The sequence below is a fragment of the candidate division KSB1 bacterium genome (assembly GCA_024655945.1).
Taxonomy (GTDB): Bacteria; Zhuqueibacterota; Zhuqueibacteria; order JANLFK01; family Oleimicrobiaceae; genus Oleimicrobium.
The window spans coordinates 300,341-317,765 of sequence record JANLFK010000002.1 but is presented as its reverse complement, the minus strand read 5'-3'; the positions used below and the strand labels follow the sequence as shown (position 1 = coordinate 317,765).

15 protein-coding genes and 1 tRNA gene are annotated in these 17,425 nt (G+C 61.2%); all 16 read left to right on the top strand.

Translation table 11 applies throughout. The features are described 5' to 3' along the window. Nucleotides 1-25: 25 nt before the first annotated feature. The 16 genes from NUW13_04340 (at nucleotide 26) to NUW13_04265 (ending at nucleotide 17,423) form a co-directional block, all read left to right on the top strand. Nucleotides 26-2,098 (top strand): T9SS type A sorting domain-containing protein, encoded by a 2,073-nt coding sequence (locus NUW13_04340; GenBank protein MCR4438255.1) that lies wholly within the window; start codon nucleotides 26-28, stop codon nucleotides 2,096-2,098. Nucleotides 2,099-2,399: 301 nt separating this feature from the next. Then, the gene (locus NUW13_04335) at nucleotides 2,400-3,758 is read left to right on the top strand and encodes a GH1 family beta-glucosidase (GenBank protein ID MCR4438254.1); all 1,359 of its coding nucleotides are present in this window, start codon (nucleotides 2,400-2,402) and stop codon (nucleotides 3,756-3,758) included. 692 nt (nucleotides 3,759-4,450) lie between these two features. Continuing rightward, nucleotides 4,451-5,548, top strand: a complete 1,098-nt coding sequence (locus NUW13_04330) for a sugar kinase (protein ID MCR4438253.1) — start codon at nucleotides 4,451-4,453, stop codon at nucleotides 5,546-5,548. A 144-nt stretch (nucleotides 5,549-5,692) separates the two neighbouring features. Continuing rightward, nucleotides 5,693-5,768, top strand: a tRNA-Lys gene (locus NUW13_04325). 233 nt (nucleotides 5,769-6,001) lie between these two features. Then, nucleotides 6,002-6,883 carry a creatininase family protein gene (locus NUW13_04320; GenBank protein ID MCR4438252.1) on the top strand — a complete coding sequence of 294 codons (882 nt, stop codon included), beginning with the start codon at nucleotides 6,002-6,004 and terminating at the stop codon, nucleotides 6,881-6,883. 586 nt (nucleotides 6,884-7,469) lie between these two features. Continuing rightward, on the top strand, nucleotides 7,470-8,678 hold the full coding sequence (rhaI, locus tag NUW13_04315) for an L-rhamnose isomerase (GenBank protein ID MCR4438251.1): 1,209 nt from the start codon (nucleotides 7,470-7,472) through the stop codon (nucleotides 8,676-8,678). Between the two features lie 8 nt (nucleotides 8,679-8,686). Next, complete coding sequence (gene larA / locus NUW13_04310) at nucleotides 8,687-9,970, top strand: nickel-dependent lactate racemase (GenBank protein MCR4438250.1); 1,284 nt, start codon at nucleotides 8,687-8,689, stop codon at nucleotides 9,968-9,970. Nucleotides 9,971-10,177: 207 nt separating this feature from the next. Continuing rightward, nucleotides 10,178-10,675, top strand: a complete 498-nt coding sequence (locus tag NUW13_04305) for a hypothetical protein (protein ID MCR4438249.1) — start codon at nucleotides 10,178-10,180, stop codon at nucleotides 10,673-10,675. 64 nt (nucleotides 10,676-10,739) lie between these two features. Further along, on the top strand, nucleotides 10,740-11,594 hold the full coding sequence (locus tag NUW13_04300) for a sigma-70 family RNA polymerase sigma factor (GenBank protein ID MCR4438248.1): 855 nt from the start codon (nucleotides 10,740-10,742) through the stop codon (nucleotides 11,592-11,594). Nucleotides 11,595-11,641: 47 nt separating this feature from the next. Continuing rightward, on the top strand, nucleotides 11,642-12,970 hold the full coding sequence (locus NUW13_04295; protein ID MCR4438247.1) for a 4Fe-4S dicluster domain-containing protein: 1,329 nt from the start codon (nucleotides 11,642-11,644) through the stop codon (nucleotides 12,968-12,970). Between the two features lie 6 nt (nucleotides 12,971-12,976). Further along, the gene (locus tag NUW13_04290; GenBank protein MCR4438246.1) at nucleotides 12,977-13,843 is read left to right on the top strand and encodes a deoxyribonuclease IV; all 867 of its coding nucleotides are present in this window, start codon (nucleotides 12,977-12,979) and stop codon (nucleotides 13,841-13,843) included. Between the two features lie 63 nt (nucleotides 13,844-13,906). Next, the gene (locus NUW13_04285) at nucleotides 13,907-15,118 is read left to right on the top strand and encodes an IscS subfamily cysteine desulfurase (protein ID MCR4438245.1); all 1,212 of its coding nucleotides are present in this window, start codon (nucleotides 13,907-13,909) and stop codon (nucleotides 15,116-15,118) included. Between the two features lie 30 nt (nucleotides 15,119-15,148). After that, entirely contained in the window at nucleotides 15,149-15,550 is a 402-nt protein-coding gene (nifU, locus tag NUW13_04280; GenBank protein ID MCR4438244.1) for a Fe-S cluster assembly scaffold protein NifU, read from the top strand. A 13-nt stretch (nucleotides 15,551-15,563) separates the two neighbouring features. Continuing rightward, nucleotides 15,564-15,767, top strand: coding sequence for a hypothetical protein (locus NUW13_04275; GenBank protein ID MCR4438243.1), 204 nt, complete (start codon nucleotides 15,564-15,566; stop codon nucleotides 15,765-15,767). Nucleotides 15,768-15,957: 190 nt separating this feature from the next. After that, nucleotides 15,958-16,437 (top strand): phosphate-starvation-inducible PsiE family protein, encoded by a 480-nt coding sequence (locus tag NUW13_04270; protein MCR4438242.1) that lies wholly within the window; start codon nucleotides 15,958-15,960, stop codon nucleotides 16,435-16,437. A 20-nt stretch (nucleotides 16,438-16,457) separates the two neighbouring features. Continuing rightward, the gene (locus tag NUW13_04265) at nucleotides 16,458-17,423 is read left to right on the top strand and encodes a YitT family protein (protein ID MCR4438241.1); all 966 of its coding nucleotides are present in this window, start codon (nucleotides 16,458-16,460) and stop codon (nucleotides 17,421-17,423) included. Nucleotides 17,424-17,425 lie beyond the last annotated feature (2 nt).

Here is a 17,425-nt window from a genome sequence, read left to right as displayed (position 1 = left end):
TGGTCATCTTGGAGGAATTCTTGAAATGGTTACTCTCTCCGACAGGCCAAAGGCGGCTTTTCTGGCCGCGGCTCTCGCCTTGTTCGGCTTCGGAACAGGGCTGGCTCAGGTCACCCAAATCCAAGCGCTCAATGTGCTGAAAGGGATCACTTCCGGAACCATAGTTGCCTCGGCTGAGCCTGCGCTGAGGTTCGGCTCCATGGACAGAATCTTTGACGGCAACGGCCTCACCAGTGCCGGGGTGCAAAATTCCAGCACGCTGAGCATCACCCTCCTCCTTGACAGCGCGGTGACCCTGAAGGCCAGCAAGGTCTTCTTCTGGATGGAAGGCGAGTGGTCCCTGGAGACTGCGGCGCAGCAACAGGACCTGACCAGTCGCAGCGGCACCTACCGGATCCCCGTGGAACGCCGGCTGTGCCATTACTTTGCCTGGGACTCGGTGGGATGCTCCGTCGAAGGGGTGCGGGCGGTGCGTTTGACCGGCCGCAACACGCAGATCGACAGCAGCTACGTGTTCGTGGGCGAATGGATGCTCTACTCAGGCCAGACCTTGGTTGCCCTCAAGATTATCCCGGAAGAGTTCAGAATGGTGCCGGGCACCACCCTGCAGCTTACCGTCAAGGCCGTGGACAGTGGCGGTGGGTTGATGCCCTACCCGTTTGCAGCCCCGCCGGCGTGGAGCTCGAGTGACCCTGGCGTGGCACATGTCGGCGAAATGGGCGATGTGCATGCCGTGGCCCTGGGAAGCGCCGAGCTCACGGCCGTAGCCGGCTCTCTCACCGGGAGCGCACGGGTGACCGTGGTCGAAGACTTTGTCTCGCAGAAGGTGGAGCCGATGGTCGTGCCGGTGGCAGTGGTGCTGCAAGACCAGATTATCGACAAGGTGAACAAGAGGCGCATCCACCAGCTCCGCGGCTGGGCCGACCCGCTCGTGCTCGTGTTTCAGCTGGCGGAAGAGTTCTACCAATGCAGCGACGGGGTCGTCCAGTATCAGATAGTGGAAATCCATGACGATGTGCAATGCTTTTCCCGTCTGGATGGCACGTTCATGTCCTTGGACACGCTGGCCTACTATTTCGGGCCCGGCGGCAGATTGTACGGCCGCAGCACACCAGGCACGCTGCAGTACATGGCGGAGATCGAAGACCGGGTCAAGTTCGACTACCGGGCGATGATCGACTATCATCAGTTCGACCAAAAGCGGAACGAAGGCCGCATCATGGAGGTCTGGGTCTACAGTTTTCCCTTTGCGGGCATGTGGGAGTCGCAGCTGGTCGGTCCGGGCGCGTTTTGGTACAACTCCCCGCCCATGGACCATCCAGCGCTGCGCCGGCTGCTCCCGGTGATGGGCTGGAACTATGAGCGCGGCATCGCTGAGGCCATGGAAAGCTATGGCCATCGCTCCGAGAGTGCCCTGGCGCACGCCTACGGCCGCTGGAACCCAAGGGCCGAGCCTCGCAACAACTGGGAGATCTTTACCACTATCGACAAGGACAGGCCGGGGCAAGCTCACGTCGGGAGCATCCACTATCCACCCAACGGCATGAGCGACTATGACTTTGGTAACCACCGATACGTGACCTGCTACGCCGACAATTGGAAGCGCTACCCCATTCTCCTGGACCAGAGCCGCGTCCTCAACTGTTCCGAATGGGGGTGCTCGCACGTGGGCTACATGCGCTGGTGGTTCAGTCACTTGCCCAGGTTCGTGGGAGTGACCGATGGAATCCTGAACAACTGGTGGCACTACATTGTGGACTTTGAAGGCGCGGTCGAAGAGGCCGCGCGGCAGAGCTCCGGCGTCGCCCCAGATGGCAAAGGAAGCGCTCTCCCTGGGCAATTCTTCCTCGGACAGAACTTCCCCAACCCGTTCAATCCGCGGACGCGCATACCGTTTTCTCTGCCGCGCAGCCAGAGGGTGCGATTGAAGGTGTACGACACGCTGGGCAGGGAGGTGGCAACGCTCGTGGACGGGACGCAACCCGCTGGCACCCACATGGTGGTCTTCGACGGGTCTCGCCTGTCCTCCGGCGTGTATTTTTACGAACTGACGAGCGACCAGGAGAGGGCGGTGCGCAAGAGCCTCCTGCTGCGCTGACGGTCTCCGGAACTGGAGTAGCACGGGACAAGAATGCGCCAGGAGGCCCTCGACATGTATGACACCGCAGGGGGGCTGTGATAAGGCTTGCAGGCGAGGGACCCGGCCGGTGCGTTTCCTGTGCTCCGCCCAGGAGCATCTCCTCTCCGTCGTGGGGCCGCCACTGGCATAGGCCACAGAGGGGTTCCCTTCAGAGCAGTGACGCTGCGCATCGGCTCGCAGGGCCAGGGACTTTGGACAGACCAAGCCTTGTCGAGGCAGGGGTGGACGCGCCGAGATCTTCCTTCAGGAGAGAAGCGCTATGGCAGCCTTTCCGACGAGCTTTGTGTGGGGAGCAGCAGCGGCCAGCTACCAGATAGAAGGAGCCGCCTGGGATGACGGCAAGGGCCCTTCCGTGTGGGATCTGTTCTGCCGCCAACCGGGCAAGGTCTGGCAAGGCAACACGGGCGACGTCGCCTGCGACCACTACCACCGCTACCAGGAAGATGTGCAGTTGATGAAGGAGTTGGGCCTTCAGGCCTACCGTTTTTCCATTTCCTGGCCGCGCGTGCTTCCAGAGGGAGTGGGGGCGGTCAACGAGCGCGGCATGAGCTTCTACGATCGTCTGGTGGACACCTTGTTAGCGCACAACATTCAGCCGTGGGTGACCTTGTTCCACTGGGACTACCCGCACGCGCTTTTTCGCCGCGGCGGATGGTTGCACAGCGACAGCAGCGAGTGGTTCGCCGCCTACGTGCAACTGGTCGTCGACCAGCTGTCTGACCGGGTCGGGTGGTGGATCACGCAGAACGAACCGCAATGCTACATCGGCCTCGGCCATCTCACCGGGGAGCACGCGCCGGGCCTGCAGTTGGGCTTTGCCGATGTCCTCCAGGCTGCGCACAACTCGCTTCTTGCTCATGGCAAGGCCGTGCAGGTCATCCGCAGTCGTGCCAGGCGCAAACCCTCCGTTGGCGCCGCTCTGGTCGGCGTGGTCAAGATTCCCGCCACGGAGCGTGCGGAGGACGTCGCTGCCGCGCGCAGCGCCACTTTCGCGATCACTGAGCGGAGCTGTGGCAACAACACCTGGTTTGCGGACCCTATGCTGTGGGGGAGGTACCCGGAGGATGGGTTGGAGCTCTTCGCCGATTCGCTGCCTCAGATTGGCCCCGCAGACATGGGCACCATCGGTCAGCCGCTGGACTTTTTCGGGGTGAACATCTATTTCGGGGAAGTGGTGCGGGCAGGCAAGGAAGGCCGATGGCAGCCTGTGCCCCTGCCCACCGGACCAGCTTTGACGACCATGGAGTGGCCAGTCACTCCCGAGGCGCTCTACTGGGGACCGAAGTTCTTCTACGAAAGGTACGGGCTGCCCATCGCCGTCACGGAGAATGGGATGGCCAACTGCGATTGGGTAGCCAGCGACGGCCGGGTGCACGACCCCCAGCGGATCGATTTCCTGCGCCGCTACCTCAAGGCCTATGGACGAGCAATTGCCGACGGGGTGCCAGGCATCGCTTATTTTGTCTGGTCCATCCTGGACAACTTTGAATGGGCCCACGGTTATAAGCAGCGTTTCGGGCTGGTGTATGTGGACTACCAGACTCAGGCCCGCATCGTCAAAGACTCCGGGCTCTGGTATCGCGAGGTGATTGCATCCGGTGGAGGGAATATCGGTTAGCCACGTGGGAGGAGGCGAGGTCCAAGGCTGCTGCTCCGAAGTCGATGGTGCGGGCGACCCTTCCCGGCAAGATAATCGCGGAAGTGCCCAGCGTAATGCTACCAAGAAGGAGCACGCACAGGGCAGGCAACCTTGCCGCTTTTCCTTTTGCTCCTTTTCGGCCATAGAACTCGTGCACGAAGTGGCCAGAAGCCCCGGCCGAGCGTTTTTGCGGCACAAGGATACGCGGCTCCCGCACCCGGCATGGTCAATCCCTCACGGTTGCCTTCTGGTGGAGGAGCGCTGCAGCCGAAGTGACTTGGCTTGCCAGGGTGGTCTGCACCTGGAGGCCCGACCCGTGAGGTGGCGAATGCTTTTCGCGTGGCGGTGCGACCTGCGTGCGAAGCATTGTCCCTGCGGCCGGCTGTGTCTCCGCTTCGCAGGGCGTGGGGAACAATTGGCCCTCGCTCCTCATTAACGTCTTTGACAAGGAGCTTCTTCCGGCACATAGGATAATTTCTCTGCTCCTGGGCAGGGATGCGCGTATTGTTGAGTGAAAATGGCGCGAGGCGCCTCGCGCCTTTGCCGCGCGGAGGCCTGGGCTTCTTGCTGCGGAGGCGGACGCCGGCCGGACCCAAAAATGTCTTGGCAAAGATGGATGTGCGACAGGAGAGTCAATTGATGTCTGACGGACAATCAAGGAGGGAAGAAGCTTGAACCTGAAACTGCGACCGAGGGAAGAGTGCGAATTCGACTTGCTTTCTTTGGGGGAGGTGATGCTGCGCCTTGATCCTGGCGAGGGGCGCATCCACACGACGCGCTGGTTCCGCGTCTGGGAAGGCGGCGGTGAGTACAACGTGGCGCGGGGGCTGCGCCGCTGCTTCGGCATGCGTACCGCGGTCGCTACGGCTTTTGCCGACAACGCGGTTGGACGCCTCATCGAGGACTTGATCCTGCAAGGCGGAGTGGACACCTCCCTTATCAAATGGGTGCCCTACGACGGCGTCGGGCGCACCGTGCGCAACGGTCTGAATTTCACCGAGAGGGGCTTTGGCGTGCGCGGGGCGGTAGGCGTCTCTGACCGCGGCAACACCGCAGCTTCCCAGCTCAAGAAGGGCGATTTCGACTGGGAGGAGATCTTCGGCAGGCGAGGGGTGCGCTGGTTTCATACCGGGGGCATATTTGCCGCGCTGTCGGAGACTACGCCGGAGGTGATCCAGGAGGCGATGGCCGCCGCGCGCAAGCACAGCACCATTATCTCCTACGACCTGAACTACCGTCCTTCGCTCTGGAAGGCAATTGGCGGGAAGGAGAGGGCGCAGCAGGTGAACAGAAGCCTGGCCCCTTATGTGGACGTGATGATCGGCAACGAGGAGGACTTTACCGCAGCCTTAGGTTTCGAAGTGGAGGGGGTGGACAAAGAGTACTCGGCCCTGGAGGTGAGCAGCTTCAAGCGCATGATCGAGCGCGTGGTCAAGGAGTACCCCAGCTTCAAGGTGGTGGCAACTACCTTGCGGGCAGTGAAGACGGCCACCATCAATGACTGGGGCGCCATCTGCTGGGCTGACGGGAGCTTCTACGAGGCAACACCGCGCCCGAGCCTGGAGATATTGGACCGGGTGGGTGGCGGAGATAGCTTTGCCTCTGGCCTGATCTATGGCCTCATGACCACCGGGGACCCGCAGAAGGCGGTGGAGTACGGCGCAGCGCACGGGGCTCTGGCCATGACCACGCCTGGCGACACTTCAATGGCGACACTCAAAGAGGTGGAGAAGCTCATGGCGGGCGGCAGCGCCCGGGTGGACCGATAGGCCATCGTCCCGCGGCCGGCCCCAGGAGGCACTCGAGAACCGGCGTGCGCAGTTTTGCTCAAGCCCGGAAAAGAGCTTGACAGTGACCTCCGAAGTTCGTATATTTGCAGCCGTCAAATTGACCCCGCTGCCAGCGGGGTGCTTGCGCCCATAGCTCAACTGGCAGAGCAACTGACTCTTAATCAGTAGGTTCAAGGTTCGATTCCTTGTGGGCGCACCATGAGGAGAAGTGGCAGGCTCACGGGTGGCGTGTTCGGCCGCCTCAAGGCTCAAGGCCCATGCGAGTGGGCCTTTTTTGTTCGGAGAGCCGGGTAAGGGGACTCCGGCGGCTCGTATTTTCGACGAGTTCCAGCTCGGTAGAACGTAAGGCTGGCACCCTGCGCTTGGCACAGGCGCCGGGACACAAAGCAAGGGAGTGGCGTGTATTTGGCCAGTGCAAGGGAGGGAATCCTCATGCGAAACGATGCGCAACGGGTGGGCCGCACACCCCGGAAGGCCCCTGAAAACAACTCAGCAGCCAGTTGCCCTCCAGTTTGCCTTGAGGAACTCAGCGCGGCCGACTTCGGCACCGCCCTGAAGCTCTCCGCGCGCACCTGCGTAGTGGCCTGCGGCGTGCTGGAAAAGCACGGCTTGCACCTCCCCCTCGGCACGGACGTCCTCAACGCCCGGGAGATCGCGCTGCGGGCCGCGGCAGAGGAGTACGTGGTCGTCTTCCCGCCTTTCTACTTCGGCCAGATATTCGAGGCGAAACATCAGCCTGGCACCATTGCCTATAGCGAGCGCCTCATCTGGGCTGTGCTACAAGAGACCTGTGATGAGTTGGCGCGCAACGGCTTCCTGAAAATCGTTCTCCTCAATGGACACGGGGGCAACAACGCCTTCCTAAAGTTCTTCTGCCAGGCGCAGCTGACTCGGGAACGAGACTATGCGGTCTATCTCTTTCTGCCCGCGGGTCCTCCAGAGCGGCAAGAGTCTGTTTCCGAGAAGCGCCGGACCGAATTCGACTTCCATGCAGGCGAGGTGGAGACCTCGATGCTCATGGCGCATCGTCCCGAGTTGGTGCACCTGCAGCAGGCGAGCGCCAGCCAGGGCAAGGACCTGCAACGGCTCAAAACTCTTCTGGACACCTTCACAGGCATCTGGTGGTACGCCCGCTTCCCGGATCACTATGCAGGCGACGCGCGGCCAGCGTGTGCAGAGCTCGGTGAGCTCGTCTTAGCAGAGTACGTGCGGCAGTTTGTGGGCATGCTCAGGGCCGTCAAGGCCGATCGGCTGACGCTGAAGCTGCAAAAGGAGTTTTTCGCGAAAGCCAGGCGTCCCGAGGCGGGCAAATAGCCTGTGCAGCGCGAGCTGAGGTGGGAGCTTTGGGGACGTCCTGTGAGAAAGACCCCGGCAGAATCCCCTGGCCGTTTCGTCGAGATCCACCGGTGTCGTTACGGGTATCAGGCGAAAGGATGCCGACGACCTGGTCGAATGCGCCGGCGAACACCTCGGCTTTGCGCAGGAGTTGGAGGTGGCTATGCGGAGGCGGAATCGCTGGTTGCCGCGCGTGGGCGCACCATGTGTCTGGGGTAGGCTGTTCGCAGGCCAACTGCTGACGCACTTCTGGCGGGCAGGCAGGGGTGACCATCTGTGCACCAAAAAAGGTTGATTTTTTTCTTGCTATTTGGGGAAAAATGTCGTATAATTACAGGCCAAATTTCAGGGCCGCGACGAGTCGTCCCACTCTCAGCCATTGACTGGGCAATCCTCAATAGGCCATCGTCTGATGGCCTATTGAGTAACGGGCAGGAAGCAGCACTACACGCTTCCCGTGGTCTTGCCAGCGTGCAAGGCTGGTTGGCCGCGTCGGAATTGAAGAGAGCCGTCGCGGCTTTTTGCTATTTGCCATCCTCCGCAACACGACAAAGTGGAGGTAAATATGTCAAGCCAGTTCGATGAGCAGTTCTACCGCCTCCTCAGCCAACTGTTGTACGACCGCGGAGTGGATGTGCCTGCGGTAGAGGCTCAGGCGATGTCCATCTGCATCGAGACGCCTTCGTGGGGGTATGGGGACAGCGGTACGCGCTTCAAGGTCTTTCGTCAGCCGGGGGTGCCGCGCACCATTTTTGAGAAGCTTCAGGACGCTGCCCAGGTGCACCGCCTCACCGGCATCGCGCCACGCGTAGCCATCCACATCCCGTGGGACAAAGTGGACGACTATGCCGGGCTCAGTGCTTATGCCCGCTCTTTGGGTGTGGCCATCGGCGCCGTCAACCCGAACCTGTTTGAGGACGATGACTACAAGTTCGGCAGCGTCACCAACGTATCGCCTGCCATCCGGCGAAAGGCCGTGGCGCACATGAAAGAGTGTATCGAGATTGCTCAGGAGGTGGGCTCCGATCTCTTCACCCCCTGGCTCGCCGACGGCACAAACTACCCAGGACAGGGCGATTTTCGACAGCGTAAGCATTGGATAGAGGAGTGCCTGCGAGAGGTCTACGAGGCCATGCCAGAGTCGATGACCATGGCCATCGAGTACAAGTTCTTTGAGCCGGCGTTCTACCACACCGACCTTGCGGACTGGGGCATGGTCTACGCCCTGGCGACCAAGTTGGGGCCGCGCGCCAAGGTGCTGGTCGACCTGGGGCATCATCCCTTGGGCACGAACATCGAGCACATCGTGGCGGTCTTGCTTGACGAGGGCAGGTTGGGAGGCTTCCACTTCAATAGCAAGAAGTACGCCGACGACGACATGACGGTGGGTTCGCACGCCCCCTATGAGCTGTTCTTGATCTTCAATGAACTGGTCAAGGCGCAATTGGACCCCGACCGCCCGCAGACGGTGGCCTACATGATCGACCAGAGTCACGCCATCAAGCCCAAAGTCGAGGCGATGGTGCAGTCGGTACTGCAAGTGCAGGAAACCTATTGCAAGGCGCTGCTGGTGGACAGGGAGGCGTTGGCGGCCGCGCAACTCAAGTATGAGGTGGTCGCTGCCGAAATGATACTCAGAGAGGCCTTTGCGACCGACGTTCGCCCACTATTAGCGCATGCGCGGATAGAACGAGGCCTGCCGCCGGACCCACTGCAGGCGTACAGGGAGAGCGGTTACTTGGAACGCGTCGTGCGCGAGCGCACTCGACATTGACGGGGCAGATGGAACTCACCCTGCATTACGGAAGACAGGGGTGGCCCATTCGGGTTCCCGAACGGAACCTGCTCAAGGTAGTGCGCATGCGCCAGGCGCCGCCGCTCGCAGATCCCGTCGGACACCTGCGGCGCGGTCTGAAAGATCCCATTGGGTGTCCGCCGCTGGCAGAACTGGCTAAGGGCAAAGAGTCCGCCTGCGTCGTCATTTGCGACATTACGCGCCCGGTGCCGAACTGGCTACTCCTGCCTCCCGTGTTGCAAACCATCGAGGCGGCGGGGGTGCCACGCGAGCGGCTGACGATCCTGGTTGCCACAGGCACGCATAGGCCGAATGTGGGGGAGGAGCTCGAGGCACTGGTGGGGGCGGAGATCGCCTCCTGCTACCGGGTAGCCAATCATCACTCCGCCGAAGAAGCCGAGCACGACTATCTGGGCACCACCAGCACAGGAACCGAAATCTGGCTCGACCGCCGCTACGTGCGCAGTGCCCTCAAGGTGATCATCGGCTTCGTGGAGCCACACCTCATGGCCGGCTTCTCTGGTGGACGGAAGCTGATTGTTCCCGGAATCGCCGGGGACCGGACGATGCGCGTCGTGCACGGCGCACAGATGATGGCCCACCCCCTTTGTCGCGAAGGGGTCATCGAGGGGAACCCTTTCCACAGCGAGGCCTTGGAAGTGGCGAAAAGAGTGGGGGTCGATTTCTCCGTGAACCTAGCCCTGGACGAGGAGAAGCGCCTCACCGGCATCTTCTGTGGTGACCTGGAGGAGGGACATGCCGCGGCCGTGGCCTTCGTCCGGCAGGTCGTCACCGATGAGCTTCCGGCACCGGCCGAGATCGTCGTCACCACCTCGGGCGGCGCGCCGCTGGATGCGACCTTCTACCAGGCCGTAAAGGGCGTGACCGCAGCGGCGCCAGTGGTGAAAGATGGCGGAACCATCATCCTGGTGGCGGAATGCTGTGAGGGCCTGGGTAGCCCGAAATTCGCTGCTCTGTGCAGGGAGACGGTTGACGGGCAGGATTTCCTGAAGCGCATCTTGGAGACGGACTACTACGTCCCTGACCAGTGGCAATGGCAGAAGTATCTCCAGACGCTGCGGAAGGCCGACGTCCTGGTGGTCTCCCCCACGTTAGCTCGGCCGGAGCATCGATGCCCGCTGATCAGGTCGCATGCCTCCTTTGACCAGGCGCTGCAGGCGGCTCTGGCCAGCCATGGCCCAGATGCGAAGATTGCGGTAATCGCGCAGGGGCCGTATGTCCTGCCCAAGGTGGGCGGTGGCGTCCAATGAAGTCTGGAACCGATAGAGCCAGCCCGGGCTGACTAAATGTGGACGCAATTGGAACCAATTCGACCGTATGTTGTTCAATGAGCAGACCTGGTCAAGGGGGTGGGGGAACTCACGACCAGAAACAGGCGTTGAATTTGCTGGTCTGGTGAATCTCATGCTGCGCGATTGCGTCTAATAGACGGATTTTAGCCGTTGGAGGTGGATGAAATGAAGTTTGGTCCGATCGGTGTGTTAGATTCGCTGAAGCTTGCTATTCAGGCAGAGACTGATATGGCGGAGTTCTTTGCAGAGTCGGCCAAGGTGGCTCCTGACGAGACGATGCGCGAAGTGTTTCGCCGTTTTGGCGCAGAGTCGCGCAGCACAGCCCGTGACCTGCGCGATAAATACAGGCGTATTTCCGGCAAGAGGCTCCTTTACCTCAACTTGGACAAGAAGCGGAAATTGGAGGTGGTAGTTACCGCCCATCGTGAGCGCCAGCCGGCGCTGGAAGAAGCTCGTGGCAACCTGAACCTCTGCATCGGCTTCTACAATGATGTCATCCTGCGCCTGCTGGAGCCAGACTATAAAGGCATATTCCGCTCATTGGCGGAAGCAAAGGAGCGTCAACTTGCGCTGCTGAACGCGACGTTCCCGGCGCCGGAGGAACCTGAGTCCTCAAATAAGGTGGGCGAGAAGTCGCGTACGCCGGTAACTGAGGTTGTGTAGCGGAGTGGAAGAGAGTGTTGTTGAGCGACAATCAAAAGGCGAGTGAAGCGCGGAGGGGGTTGTCGTGGGAAGGATAAGCCAACTACAAAAAGAAGATCCTCAGCTCAGAGCTTATCTTGCGGAGATTAGCAAAATACCCCTACTTTCGGTGGAACAGGAGGTAGAGCTTTCCGAGAAAGCCAAGCGTGGCGACGACCGTGCCCTGCAGCGGCTTGTGGAGGCCAACCTTCGTTTTGTGGTCATGGTGGCAAAAGAGTACCAGGACCAAGGGCTTCCCATCACCGACCTTATTAACGAGGGTAACCTCGGGCTGATGGAAGCGGCGCGGCGCTTCGATTCCACGCGAGGCATCAAGTTCATTTCGTATGCAGTGTGGTGGATCAGGCAGTCCATTTTGCAGGCGATTGCCAACTACGGACGGCTGGTACGCCTGCCCATCAACCAGGTGTGGACGCGGAACAAGGTGCTGAAGGCCTCTACCGCCTTGGAGCAGGATCTGGGGCGCGATCCGAGCATCGAGGAGATCGCTTCGGAGCTAAAGACCGACTCCTCGACCCTGCTCAGGAACATGCGCTTGTGGGGCCGCGACGTGTCGTTGGAGGACAGTGTCAGCTGGGGCGATGAGGACATTCGGGTCGTTGACCGCCTGCCCGACAAGGACCTTCCGGAACCCGACTCGCCGCTGGTCAGCGAGTCGCTGCGGGAGGAGATTGAAAACGCGCTCAAATCTCTGGACAAGCGGGAAGCCGAGGTACTGCGCCTCTTCTTCGGCATCGGTCAATACCGTCCCCTGACGTTGGGGGAGATCGGGGAGGTGATGCACCTGAGCCGCGAGCGGATCAGGCAGATCAAGGATCGGGCCTTGCGTCGCTTGCGCCACATTTCGCGCAGCGAGAAGCTTCGCCCCTATTTGGGATAGCCGTGCGCGCCCCGGCCTGGCTCCTTGGCCGGGGCGACGCCATCACAATGAGCCAGTCTCTGGTCGAACAGGTGCGTATGGCCGGCGTGGTGGGGGCCGGCGGAGCGGGTTTTCCCACGCACATCAAGCTGGGCGCGCGGTGCGAGGTGGTCATCGCCAACGGCGCCGAGTGCGAGCCCTTGCTGCAGTGCGACCAGCAGATCATGACCGCCTTTACCGACCGCGTACTGCGCGGTCTTGCTCTGGCAATGACAGCCACTGGCGCAAGCCAAGGAGTCGTGGCTGTCAAAGCCAAATACGGCAAGGCCATTGCAGCCCTTGAGCAGGCCCTTGCGAAAATCCCCCAGAGCATACGTCTCCACACCCTCCAAGACCACTACCCAGCCGGGGACGAGCAGGTGTTGGTCTACGAAGTGTTGAGCCGTGTGGTGCCCGCCGGGAAACTCCCGATCCACGTGGGCGCGGTGGTGCAGAACGTGCACACCCTCCTGCACGTGGCCGATGCTGCGCAGGGGCAGCCGGTGTTGGACCGCTTTGTTACCGTGGTCGGAGAAGTGCGGCGTCCCCAGACCTTGCGCCTCCCCATCGGCACGCCGGTGCCTGTTGCCATGGAGCTCTGCGGCGGCGCCATCTGCGTCGGCCCTGTGGTCGTGCGCGGTGGCCCGATGATGGGCACGATTGCCGGGCCCGACGACGGTGTGGACAAGACCACGACGGGACTCTACGTCCTCCCCTCAGACCACCCAGTCGTGCTCAGCAAACAGACGCCGCTCGAGCACTCATTGGCCAGAGCCAAATCGGTCTGTGAGCAGTGTTCGTTTTGCACCCAATACTGTCCCCGCTACTTGCTTGGCCACGACCTCTTTCCCCACAAGATTATGCAGGGAGTAGCATATGCCTCGGACGTCGCAGCCGACGTGGTCACCGGGGCATTGTTGTGTTGTGAATGTGGTCTATGCGGCACTTTATTCGCCTGCCCGATGGGACTCTCCCCCGACCGCTACAATGCCCATCTGAAGGGGCAAATGCGTGCGCGGGGCGTGAAGCTGCCTTCCGTTTCTTCGTCGCCGCAGCCGCCCGCCGATCGCTCAGCAAGGAAAGTGCCCGTGGACATGCTGGTACGCCGCCTGGGTCTGGAGCGCTACCGGCGTCCGGCACCGCTTCAGGAGGAAGTTGCCGCTGTGCCGCGCGTAGTCCTGTCGCTTGCCCAGGGCGCAGGGGCTCCGGCCAGGCCAGTGGTCAGGGTGGGGCAGAAGGTGCGCAAAGGGGAGCTGGTGGCCGCGATGAGCCCTGCGGGTATCTCCGCCCATATGCATGCCAGTATCAGCGGCACGGTGACCAGCGTCACTGCGCAGCGTATCAGCATTGAGGCGTAGGCATTCGTGGAGACGCCAACGAGCCAACCACGACCGATCCTCGGGGCGCACGTTTCCATTGCCGGGGGGTTGCACAGGGCCCCGGCTCGAGGCTTGGCCATCGGGTGCGATGCCATCCAGATCTTCACCAAGAACCAGGTGCAGTGGAAGGCGCCACCCCTGAGCGAGGAGGAGATCGCCGCTTTCCGCACAGAGTTCCAGCAGTCGGGGCTGGCGTGCGTGGTCACTCACGACTCGTATCTCATCAATTTGGCCAGTCCTGACCAGGCGGTGCGAACGCGCTCCTTGGACAGCCTCGTCGGCGAGCTCCTGCGCGCGGAGCAGATTGGCGCCCCCTACTTGGTGATGCACCCAGGCGCACACATGGGCGATGGAGAGGAAAAGGGGCTTCGGCTTATCGCTGAGGGGGTGAGCACCGCAATAGACAGGAGCGGCACGCAGCAGGTAATGGTGCTCTACGAGACGACCGCAGGCCAAGGGTCGGTTCTCGGCTACACTTTCGAGCAATTGGCTGCCCTGCTGGAGATGACCACCCCGCGGTCGCGGGTGGGAGTATGCCTGGACACCTGTCATGTGTTTGCCGCCGGCTACGAACTCCGTTCCCCCGAAGGGCTGGCGGAAACCCTGGCTACGTTTGACCGCCTGATCGGTCTTGCGCATTTGCAGGTGATTCACTTGAACGACTCAAAGCGGGAATTGGCAAGTCGCATCGACAGGCATGAACACATCGGCAAAGGGGAGATCGGGCTGGAAGGCTTCCGGCTGCTGCTGAAGGAGGAGAGACTGCAGCACATCCCCATGCTCTTGGAGACGCCGGGAGAAGAGAAAGACTTTGCAGCGAACTTGCGAACCCTTCGCGACCTCCTCGCCTGATAAGGCGCGAGTCACGGTGACAGGGGTTCATCATCCAGGAGACAGAAGAGAGGCGAAGGAGCTATGAACCCTATCTACATGGATCACCATGCGACCACGCCGCTGCTCCCAGAGGTGCTGGAGGCAATGTTGCCCTATCTGACCGACGAATTTGGCAACCCATCCAGTACGACCCACGTCTACGGCACCGTTGCCCGCACTGCCGTGGAGAAGGCCCGGGAGCAGGTGGCGGCGTTGGTGGGGGCGGCCTCGGCCGAGGAGATTATTTTCACCAGTGGCGCTACCGAGTCGGACAATCTTGCCCTGAAAGGAGTGGCGCAACAGCTCAAGGATAAAGGGCGGCGGATCATCACCATCGCCACCGAGCACAAGGCCGTGTTGGACACGGCCAAGAAGTTGCAGAAGGAAGGCTTCGAAATCGTCTTTGCGCCCATCGATGAGTTCGGGGTGGTGGACCTCGAGGGCCTTCGCGAGCTCATGGACGATTCGACCATCCTGGTGAGCATCCAGTACGCAAATAGCGAGATTGGCACCCTGCAGCTTATCGCTGCCATTGGCGAGCTTGCCAAAGAGCGGGGCATCCTCTTTCACTCCGACGCGGTGCAGGCGTTGGCGCGGGTGCCCGTGGACGTGCAGAGGGAGCACATCGACCTGTTGTCCATCTCTGGGCACAAGATCTACGGGCCGAAAGGGGTCGGTGCGCTGTACATCCGCAAAGGGGTGAAGCTGGTGGCGCAAATGGATGGCGGCGGTCACGAACGAGGCTACCGCTCAGGGACGCTCAACGTGCCGGGCATCGTCGGCTTGGGCAAGGCCGCGGAGATCGGCAAGCGTGACCTGAAGGAGGAAGCGGCACGACTCACCCAGTTGCGGGAGCGATTGCGGCAGGGAATCGAGTCCTCGCTCGACTATGTGAAGCTGAACGGGCATCCCACGCAGCGCCTCCCCAACAACCTCAACTACAGCTTCGCCTTTGTGGAGGGCGAGTCATTGATCCTCTCCTTGAAGGAGTTTGCCCTGTCCACGGGCTCGGCGTGCACCTCAGCGTCGTTGCAGTCCTCCTATGTGTTACGGGCCATCGGGGTTCCCGAGTCGCTGGCGCATTGCTCGTTGCGCTTCGGCCTTGGACGGAGCAACACTGCGGAGCACGTTGACCTCCTTGTGGAGCGGCTCAAGACGAGCGTGGCCAAACTCAGGGAGATGAGTCCGCTGTACGAGATGGCCAAGGAGGGCGTGGACATAGACGCCATCAGCTGGGGGCCGCACCGCCACTGATGCCCCCTCTCTGGCAAGGAGAAATGCCACATGACGGACATCACCAGTGAGTACACCGAAAAGGTAATGGATCACTACGAGCATCCACGCAATGTGGGGGTGGTGGAGAATGCCAACGGCGTGGGAGTGGTGGGCAATCCCGCCTGCGGCGATGTGATGAAACTCACCATCCGCGTGGAGAACAATCGTATCGTCGATGCCAAGTTCAAGACCTTTGGCTGTGGGGCGGCCATTGCTACCAGCTCCATGGTTACCGAGATGGTCAAGGGCAAGACTTTGGAGGAAGCCTTGGCGATCACCAACAAGACCGTGGCAGAGGCTCTGGGCGGCTTGCCTAAGGTAAAGATGCACTGCTCGGTGCTGGCAGAAGACGCCCTGAAAGCGGCCATCGACGATTATCGGAAGCGCGTTGCGGCAGGCGAGAAGGTTTAAGCCGGAGGTAGGGATGGAAGAGCTGAAGTTGTACATGGTGTATTACCTTGGGGATTCCCCATGTTGGAATCTGCGCGTGGCCCGCAGTGAGGAGGAGGCCATCATGCAATGTTTCAACACCTCCCGCAAACCCAAACCGCCTGGCGCAGCCGAGTGTAGCTGCCGTGCTGAGGAAGTCAGGATCGCCGGGTACAGGATACGAGTGGAAAAGGTCTGAGGCGTTGCGGCGCCCTGCCGAGTCCGATCTGCAAAGAAGGTCGCACCCGAGGCGGTGTGACCTTTTTCGTTGTTGCTCTTGGCGGTCTCAGGAAAAAATCAGTTGCGATTTGGTCGCAAGTTTGGTATCTTGTCGCAGCCGCGAGAAAGCCCGGGAGGTAAGCGCGGGAGCACGCGAGAAGAGGTGGCTCATGACGAGGGTCATTTACGTTTTCGAACGCTGCGTGACCACCGCCGTCGTGGTCATGATGATGGTGGCCATTGCCGCCGCGACGGTCGAGCTGGTGGTCATCCTGGTGAGGGAGCTCCTGAACCCCCCTTTGATGCTCTTGGACATCGAAGAGATGCTGGAGGTTTTTGGTTTCTTCCTCATGATCCTGATAGGACTTGAGCTCTTAGCCACCGTCCGTGCCTACCTTCGGCAGGCACGACTCTGCGTAGAGGTAGTCTTCTTGGTGGCGATGACCGCCCTGGCGCGCAAGGTGATCGTTCTTGATTACAAGGAGGTGCCCCCATTGGTGCTGCTGGGGATCGCCGCACTCCTCGTCGCCCTTGCCGGGGGATACATGATGCTCAGGCGCGTGCACACACAGCGCCTCCCGGAGAGCGAGGACGCCACTGGCCCTTGCGGCCCGCCCCCCTGGGCAGATGCAAAAGGCCCCTGTGAGTGAACTGTGAGGAAGAAACCTCCGTGAGCAAGCGAGGGCTCATCTCTGCCCGCCTGCGAGCCCTTTGCCTGCGGCTGCGCCCGGTGCGTGACTACCTGTTCATAACTGTTGGTTCTTTCGTGATGGCACTGGGCATTGGGGTCTTCTTGGTCGACGCCCATGTGGTGCCAGGCGGCGTCAGCGGGCTGTCCATGACCATCCACTACCTCTCTGGTGGCGCTATTCCGGTCGGGGCGCTGATGTGGCTGCTGAATGTGCCGCTCTACGTGTGGGGTGTCCGCCAGCTGGGGCCCCAGTTCGGGGTGCGGACCTTCTACGGTTTTTCTACCAACTCGCTCTTTGTTGACCTCGTGCGCGGCGAGATCCCTGGTTTACGGCACATCCGCCTGCAGGACACGGCCGCGATCCGCAACTTGATCGAACACGACTTCCTGTTCTTGGTGCTCTGCGGGAGCGTGCTCCTCGGCATAGGCCTGGGGATCATTTTCAAGTTCAAGGGCAGCACTGCCGGTTCGGATATTGTGGCGGCCATTTTGCAGAAGAAGCACGGCATCAAGCCGGGACAGGCGATTATGGCGATCGACTTTGCCGTCATCAGCTTGGCTGGGGCAGTCATCCACTGGCGCGGCCTGGCCGTGGCGAAACCTGTCCTGGTGCTTACTCTCTACGCATTCTTTCTCCTTTTTGTCTCCAGCCGCATCATCGATGTCATCCTCGATGGGATGGACTATGCGCGGTCTGCGCTCATTGTCTCGGCGAAGAGCGACCAGGTGGCCGAAACCATCATGAACCGCCTCAGCCGTGGTGCCACCGCCTTGAAGGGGCGCGGTCTGTACACGGGCCAAGACCGAGAAGTGCTCTATACCGTGGTCAACCGCAAGGAGGTCAACCAGCTCATTGAGATGGTGAAAGAGATCGATCCCAACTGCTTCATGATTATCAGCAACGTGCACGAGGTGCTGGGCGAAGGGTTCAAACGCCGCGTGTAGAG